This window comes from Phenylobacterium sp., from assembly GCF_031425575.1.
Classification (GTDB): domain Bacteria; phylum Pseudomonadota; class Alphaproteobacteria; order Caulobacterales; family Caulobacteraceae; genus Phenylobacterium.
Genome location: NZ_JANPJP010000331.1, coordinates 1 through 5,504, shown reverse-complemented (window position 1 = coordinate 5,504; position 5,504 = coordinate 1). Strand labels below are relative to the sequence as shown.

At 66.6% G+C, this 5,504-nt stretch carries 2 protein-coding genes and 1 pseudogene; 1 reads left to right on the top strand and 2 read right to left on the bottom strand.

The window, feature by feature from the left end; translation table 11 throughout:
* Both RMO97_RS18370 and RMO97_RS18365 read right to left on the bottom strand, forming a co-directional pair.
* Positions 1 to 124: pseudogene (locus RMO97_RS18370) on the bottom strand (agmatine deiminase family protein); the annotation flags it as partial.
* Between the two features lie 296 nt (positions 125 to 420).
* Positions 421 to 3,789, bottom strand: a complete 3,369-nt coding sequence (locus RMO97_RS18365) for a TonB-dependent receptor (RefSeq protein ID WP_310542458.1) — start codon at positions 3,787 to 3,789, stop codon at positions 421 to 423.
* 198 nt (positions 3,790 to 3,987) lie between these two features.
* On the opposite strand from RMO97_RS18365, the gene RMO97_RS18360 reads away from it, so the two are divergent.
* A partial coding sequence (locus RMO97_RS18360; protein WP_310542457.1) for a glycosyltransferase family 39 protein occupies positions 3,988 to 5,504 on the top strand: 1,517 nt, incomplete at its 3' end.

Genomic DNA, 5,504 nt, shown 5'->3' with positions numbered 1-5,504 from the left:
TGGCGAGGGCGGCGACCTGGGCCTGGGCCAGGTTGAGGTCTTCCGCCCACAGCTCCGCATGGCTGGGGAAGCCCAGCCACATGGCCTTGTGCGGCGCCCACTCGGCGGGAACGAGAACGGTCATCGGCGGCCCTTGTGTTGGCTGCGCGAAATGGGCGGTGGGACGTGGTTCGTCAAGCGGCCTGAGGGGAGGTGAGTCGCGCGCATCTCTGTTTGGGCTGAGCGAGGGGGTGGGACCCGACCCTCTCCGCTCGTCCCGGCGAAGGCCGGGATCCAGGTCATAGGGCGTGAGTTGCGCAAGGAGACCTCGAGGCGGCGGATGAATCTGGGTCCCGGCCTTCGCCGGGATGAGCGGATTTTTGAAACGAAAAAGGGCGGCCCGAGAGGGCCGCCCTGTCCGCGAAAGCGATGTCGTAAGGCTTAGAACTCGTAGCGCAGGGTGACCTGGGCGTACCAGAGCGAGCGATCGTTGTTGATTGTCCTGGTCGTCGCGGTCGAGCTGAAGTTCGAGTAGCGATAGGTGTCGCAGACGGCGCTGCCGGTGCCCGAGGCCACGCCGGCGGCGTTGGCGCAGGCCGCGTCGATGATGCGGTTGTTGCCCTGGCCGGACCCCGTGGAACCGTATTCCTCGACGATACCCCACTTGTCGTTGACGAGGTTCAGCACGTTCTGGATGTCAAAGACGATCTTGAACTTGTGACCGGCGTTCAGGCCCGGGAACTCCTGGCTGATCTGCAGGTCGAGCTGGTTTACGTCCGGGTTCTTGATGGAGCCCTTCTCGACAATGCCGTTGTTGCCGAGATCGAACTTGTTCACCGCGTTGACGAAGTTGTCGCGGGTGGTGGCGGTGTCGAAGAACACATTGCCGATCTGCAGGTCGGTCTTGTTGGTGTCGCCGGCGATGTCCGGAACATAGAGCAGGTAGGCCGAGCGGTTGGTGCCGAATGTCGGGCTGCGGTTGCCGCCGGCGCTTCCCATGGTGGCGTTCACGGGACGGCCGGTGCGGGTCTCGCCGAACATCGAGAACCGGGTCGGGAAGTTGGCGACGAACTCATGCTTGTAGCTGAGTTCGAACTTGGCCCGGTCGCTGACCTCTTCGTAGCCCCTGCCGTAGGCGTCGCGGTTGAAGTCGTCGCCCGTGGCCTGGCTGGCGTAGAGCGAACCGGCGGTGGTGCCGAAGCGGGTGCCGGCGGTTTCTTCTTCGAGGCGCTGACGGGCATAGCCCAGCGAGGCGCTGAGACCGAAGTCGAAGTCCTTCTGGAGGCCGACCCCGATGACGTAACCCTTGCCCTCCTCGGTGTTGTAGACGAGCAGGTCGCGGGTCACCGGAGCGTTGGTGCCGCCGATGCCGGACGCGGCGCGGGCCGTGTCGCTGATCTGGAGGCCGTCATAGCGGACGCGGCCGTCGGGGGTGCGGGCCAGCGCGCCGTTGATGACCAGCGGGCGCGCCCGCAGGTCCTTATAGGCGATGGCGTCGCGCACCGTGGTCTGCACGAAGTCGACCGAGAGCTTCGTGTCCCACGGCAGGTCGTACTGGCCCGACAGGAAGAACTTCCAAGACGACGGGGTCTGGAAGCCCGGGGTGAAGGCGATGGTCTCGCCCGCCGCCGGGATGCCCGCGGGGGTGACCAGGCTGGTGACGCCGGTCGGCAGGTCGTAGCCGAAGCGGGGATCGGCGACGTTGATGTTCAGGCCCGAGGCGCCATTGGCCTGGGTGAAACCGGCGGTGTTGCCCAGTTCGCTGAAGGTGCCGTTGGCGTTGCGGACGATGTTGACCCCGGCGGCGGCGAAGCCGGTCGTGGAGAAGGCCGTGGAGATCAGGACGTCCGGCACGCCGCCGGAGAACAGGCCAAAGCCGCCGTTGATGCGGTAGGGCTTGCCTTCCGGCTTCCAGTTGAAGGCCACGCGCGGCATCAGGATCGAGAGGCCGTCATAGGTCTGCTGGTTGGAGAAGCCGTTCCGCGCCGTGAAGTTCGGGTTCAGGATCGGCTTGTCGTCGGTCTTGTACCAGTCGTAGCGGAAACCGGCGGTGACCTGCAGGTCCTCGGTGACGTCCAGGATGTCCTGGAAGTAGAGGCTGTTCTGCTGGTATTCGAACAGGGCGGCGGCGTCGCGCGGGTTGCCCGAGGGCGCGTTGGAATAGACCAAGCGGTTGGCGCGGCCGGCCTGGAAGTCGGCGATGGAGTCGAAGTAGTAGACCCCGTCGCTGTCCGGCACGAACAGGTTGACGATTTCAAGGTTCTGGCTCTCGAAGCCCACCTTGAACAGGTGTTCGCCCAGCGAATATTCCGCCTTGGCCTGGACCTGGAAGTTGTGGGTCTCAAGCTCGTTGGCCTGACGGAAGCTGTCGGGACCGATACGAACCAGGCCGGCAGGGCTTTCGCAGGTCGTCAGGCTGGCGGGGTTGCTGGTGGCGGCCGAGCAGATCTGCAGTTCGGCGAACTCCTGGCCGGCCGGCGGGTTCTGGCGGCGCTCATAGTCACGATAGGAGACACGCAGCTGGGTGGTCAGCTGGTCGGTCCAGCGCGAGTTCAGTTCGCCAACGTAGGAATAGTCCTCGTCACCCGAGAGGTAGAAGTTCGACGACAGGCTGGCGGCGTTGTTGTTCAGGTTCGAACGGGCCACCGATTCCGACAGGGCGTAGCGGTAGGTGAACGAGGCGCGGTGGTTGTCGCTGATGTTCCAGTCGACCTTGGCCGAGTACTTCTCATCGATGATGGCGCCCGTCCGCGGGATGATGCCCGGGTCGAAGTCCGTCGCGTAGGTGTTGTTCAGGATATTGGTGACCTGGTCGATCTGCGCCTGGGTGATCCCGGTGAACGAGTTGGGGAAGCCCTGGCCGGCCGGGCCGAAGCCAACCTGATCGGAGGTCTCATAGAGTTCGTAGGACAGGGCGAAGAACAGCTTGTCCTGCAGGATCGGGCCCGCGAGGAAGGCGCCGTAGTTGGTCTGGGTGATGGTCTGCTTCACCGGCTTGTCGCGCAGCGAGTCGCCCACCATGCCGTCGTTCAGGTAGTTGGTGAAGACGCTGCCGTGGAAGTCGTTGGTGCCCGAGCGCAGGACGATGTCGATGGAGCCGCCCTGGAAGTCGCCGTTCTGCACGTCATAGGGAACCGACTGGATCGTGAACTGCTCGATGGCGTCCAGCGAGATCGGGCCGCGGCGGGTGGGCACGCCGCCGGAGTTCAGGCCGAAGTCATCCTGCACCGGGGAGCCGTCGATGGTGATGCGGTTGGACTTCGGGTTCGAACCGGCGATGGAGATGCCGCCGTCGGCGCTGGTGTTGGCCGAGGCCAGCAGGTTGCGGCGGGCGAGGTCGCGGATGTCGCGGGTGACCGAAACCACCGACTCGATGCCTTCGCGGCCGAGGGTGGTGTTGGCGCCGGAGTTTTCCGAGGTGACGTCGCGGGCGGCGGTGACGACGAACTCGTCCACCGTGGTTTGAGCGATCAGGTCGAAGTCCAGGCGGACACTGTCGCCCTGGGCCAGGTTGATGCCGGTCAGCGTCTTGGTTTCGTAGCCGGGGGCGGTGACGGTGATGCTGTAGGGACCACCGATCCGCAGGCCGCGGGCGTCGAAGACGCCGTCGGTGTTCGGCGCGGTGACCGAACGGGTGCCAGAGGGGGTGTGAACCAGGGTGACCGAGGCGTTGCGGACGATACTGCCGTCGTCGCCGGTCAGCTGGCCGCGCACAGCGCTGGTGGTGTCCTGCGCGTAGACGGCGCTGGACATGGCGAGCGCGAGCGCGCTCAGAGCTGCGCCACCGGCGAGCCGCTTCATCGAAGTCATTGGAAATCCCCTATCCATCAGTGGGGGCCAGCCCAGGACCCCTCGCGTTGAAGTCCCTATAGCGCCAAAAAAGTGGTGGTTGGTGACGGATTTGTTACGACATCATGTCCTGTCGGGAGTGCTGCTTTAAAGACACGCATTCGCTTTACAGGGTGCCTCCGCCACGCCACCGTCCGCCGCCAAACAGGGATAGATCGCTTGGCCGACAACGCTTCGTCCGCCCCCGGGGCGGGCGCCTATTGGAGAGGCGCCCTGCTGCTGGCCTTGGGTCTTACGGCGGTGCGGCTGACGGCGCTGTTCGTCACCCCCCTGGAGCTCTATCCGGACGAGGCCCAGTACTGGCTTTGGTCGCGGACCCTGGACTGGGGCTATTTCTCCAAGCCGCCAATGATCGCCTGGACGATCTGGGCCACCACGGCGATCGGCGGGAACAGCGAGCCCTGGGTGCGACTGGCCGCGCCCTTCTATCACCTGGGCGCGACCCTGGCGGTGTTCGGGATCGGCCGGCGGCTGTACGGGCCCGCCGTCGGGTTCGCCGCCTGCGCCCTCTACGCCCTGATGCCGGGGGTGCAGATCTCGTCCCTGGTCATCGCCACCGATGCGGCCCTGCTGTTCTTCCTGTCGCTGTCGCTGCTCACCTATGTTGAGCTGCCCTTGGCCCAGGGGCGCCGGCGCGTGCTGACGGCGGGCGCCTTCGGGGCGGCGGTGGGGCTGGCCTTCCTGTCCAAGTACGCGGCGGTCTACGCCCTGATCGGGCTGACCCTGCATCTGCTGATCAGCAGAGAGGCGCGCGGTGTCTGGGACTGGAGGACGGCGGCGGCGGCGCTCGGCGCCTTCCTGCTGATCCTGTCGCCCAACCTGGCCTGGAACGCCGCCCACGGATTCGCCACGGTCCAGCACACCGCCGCCAACGCCGCCTGGGGCGGGCGCAAGCTGTTCAACCTTCCCGAGCTCGGCGAATTCCTGGTCTCGCAGTTCGGGGTGTTCGGGCCGATCCCCTTCGCGGTGCTGATGGGGGGGCTGGCGCTGCTGGCCCTGCGCCGGCGGCTGACCCCGGCCGACCTGACCCTGCTGTGCTTCTGCATTCCGCCGTTCCTGATCGTCACCACCCAGGCCTTCATCAGCCGGGCCAACGCCAACTGGTCCGGGGCCGGATACGTGGCCGGATCGATCCTGGTGGCCGCCTGGCTGATGCGCTGGCGGGCCAAGGGTTGGCTGATCGGCGCGGTGGCCACCCAGGCGGTGATCGCGACGGTGTTCCTGGCCTGCGTGATCAGCCCGGCGGTGGCGGAGAAGATCGGGGCGGCCAATGGCTTCAAGCGCGCCAAGGGCTGGGCGCAGACGGTGGAGGCCATCACCGCGCGGGCCGGCGCCGAGCGCGGCCTGACCGCCGTGGCGGTGGACGACCGGTTCCTGTTCAACGCCTCAGCCTATTACGGCCGCGACTTCTTCGGGGCGGTGAACGCCCCGCCCCTGAAGATGTGGGTGCGCGAGGCCCATGCCCAGAACCAGGCCGAGACCACCGATCCCCTGACGCCCGCCAGCGGGGCCCGGGTGCTGGCCGCCAGCCTGGACCTGATCTACCGCGACGAGCTGGCCCAGGACTTCCAGGCGGTGTCGGGCCGCGAGATCCACAGCGTCATGCTGGACAGGAAGCGCAAGCGGCGGACGGAGCTGTTCATCGGCGAGGGCTACGCGCCGCTGCCCCGCGATCC

Excerpts from the sequence above, each read along its gene's own strand:
- RMO97_RS18365 (WP_310542458.1), bottom strand. The coding sequence starts at position 3,789 with ATGACTTCGATGAAGCGGCTCGCCGGTGGCGCAGCTCTGAGCGCGCTC.